Annotated in this window: 1 protein-coding gene; it reads left to right on the top strand. The window is 69.8% G+C overall.

What is annotated here, in order from left to right:
- Positions 1-46: 46 nt before the first annotated feature.
- The coding region (locus EEY80_RS19905) for a TRAP transporter permease (RefSeq protein ID WP_164738342.1) at positions 47-2,142 on the top strand (2,096 nt) is incomplete at its 3' end.

Here is a 2,142-nt window from a genome sequence, read left to right as displayed (position 1 = left end):
CCCCGGATCGCCTGTCGTTGCCATTCGTTCCTGAGCGGAGCCCGTCATGACCCTGTCCCCCACCGCGCCCGGCGAGGCGCGGAACGATGCCCTTCATGCCGAGGAGGTGGCCGAGGGCCTGCCGCCCGGTTTCGGCGACGGTCTTGCCGGCCGGGTCGCCTTCTGGATCGCGGTGGCCTTCACCCTGTTCCAGCTCTGGACCGCGGGCTATGGCGCGCTGGCCAGCCAGATCGTCCGCGCCATGCATGTGGGCTTCCTCCTGCTGCTCGGCTTCGGGCTGGTCGGCAACCTCGTGGCCCGGAGCACGCCGATGCGGGCCTTCTACTGGGGCCTCGGGCTGCTCGGCTTCGCCACCGGCCTCTACAACTGGGTGCTCTACGAGGACCTGATCCGCCGCACCGGGTTCCTGACCACCGCCGACCTGGTCACCGGGACCATCCTCGTGCTGCTGGTCTTCGAGGCCAGCCGCCGGCTGATGGGCTGGCCGCTGGCGATCATCGCCGCGATCTTCCTTGCCTATTGCTTCCTCGGCCAGCACCTGCCGCCGCCCTTCATCCATCGCGGCTATGGCTTCGAGCAGATCGTCGAGCATTTCGCCTTCGGCACCGAGGGCATCTACGGCACCCCGATCTATGTCAGCAGCGCCTATATCTTCATCTTCGTCGTCTTCGCGGCCTTCCTCGAACGCGCGGGGATGCTGAACCTGTTCAACGACTTCGCCCTCGGCCTCGTCGGCGGCGTGCGCGGCGGGCCCGCGCAGGTCGCGGTGCTGTCCTCGGCGCTGATGGGCACGATCTCGGGCTCGGGCGTCGCCAATGTCGTCGCCTCGGGCCAGTTCACCATCCCGCTGATGAAGAAGTTCGGCTTCCGCCCCGCCTTCGCCGGCGGGGTCGAGGCCACCGCCTCGATGGGCGGGCAGATCATGCCGCCGGTGATGGGCGCCGTCGCCTTCATCATGGCCGAGACGCTGAACGTCCCCTATGCCGCGGTGGTCAAGGCCGCGATCATCCCGGCGCTGCTCTATTTCGGGGTGGTGTTCTGGATGGTCTGGCTGCAGGCCGGGCGCGACGGGCTGCGCGGGCTGCCCAAGGCAGAGCTGCCGAACCCCTGGCGGGCGGTGCGCGACCAGTGGCCGCTGATCCTGCCGCTGGCCGCGCTGGTCTACCTGCTCTTCGCCGGCTACACGCCGATCTTCGCCGGCACCATGGGCCTGGCGCTGGTCGTGGTGCTGATCCTCGGCACGCCGCTCGCCGCGATGATCGGGCCGCGCGCCTTCCGGCTGGTGTTCTGGGTGGCGCTCGGGCTCGCCTCGGCGGCCTTCCTCGAATACGGTGTCAACCTGCTGGTGCTGGTGATCGGCCTGCTGGTGGCGGCCTGCGCGCTCCTGAAGGGCGCGCGCCCGACGCTGGGCATCCTGCGCGACGCGCTGGCGCAGGGCGCGCGCAACGCGCTGCCGGTGGGCATCGCCTGCGCCATCGTCGGCATCGTCATCGGCACGCTGACCCTGACCGGCATCGCCTCGACCTTCATCGGCGCGATCATCGCGGTGGGCGAGAACAACCTGTTCCTGTCGCTGGTGCTGACGATGCTGACCTGCCTCGTCCTCGGCATGGGCATCCCCACCATCCCCAACTACATCATCACCTCCTCGCTGGCCGGACCCGCGCTGCTGGAACTGGGCGTGCCGCTCCTCGTCAGCCACATGTTCGTCTTCTACTTCGGCATCATGGCCGACCTGACCCCGCCGGTGGCGCTGGCCTGTTTCGCCGCCGGGCCCATCGCCAAGGCTTCGGGGCTGAAGATCGCGCTGCAGGCGGTGCGGCTGGCGGTGGCGGGCTTCGTGATCCCGTTCATGGCGGTCTATACGCCGGCGCTGATGCTGCAGGATGGGGGCCCGCTCGCCGCGAGCCTCGGCTATCCGGTGGAGGTGGCCTATATCCTGCTGAAGGCGGTGCTGGGGGTCGGGCTCTGGGGCGTCGCCGTGGTGGGCCAGTTCCTGGGCCGCGCCACCCTGCCCGAACGGCTGGTCGCCTTTGCCGGCGGCGTGTCGCTGATCGTGGCGCTGCCGGTATCGGACGAGATCGGCTTCGCGCTCGCCGCGCTGTTCGGGGTCCTGCACTGGCTGCGGCTGCGCCGGCAGGG

This window comes from Frigidibacter oleivorans, assembly GCF_003993775.1.
Classification (GTDB): domain Bacteria; phylum Pseudomonadota; class Alphaproteobacteria; order Rhodobacterales; family Rhodobacteraceae; genus Frigidibacter; species Frigidibacter oleivorans.
This window is presented reverse-complemented; position numbering and strand designations above follow the sequence as displayed.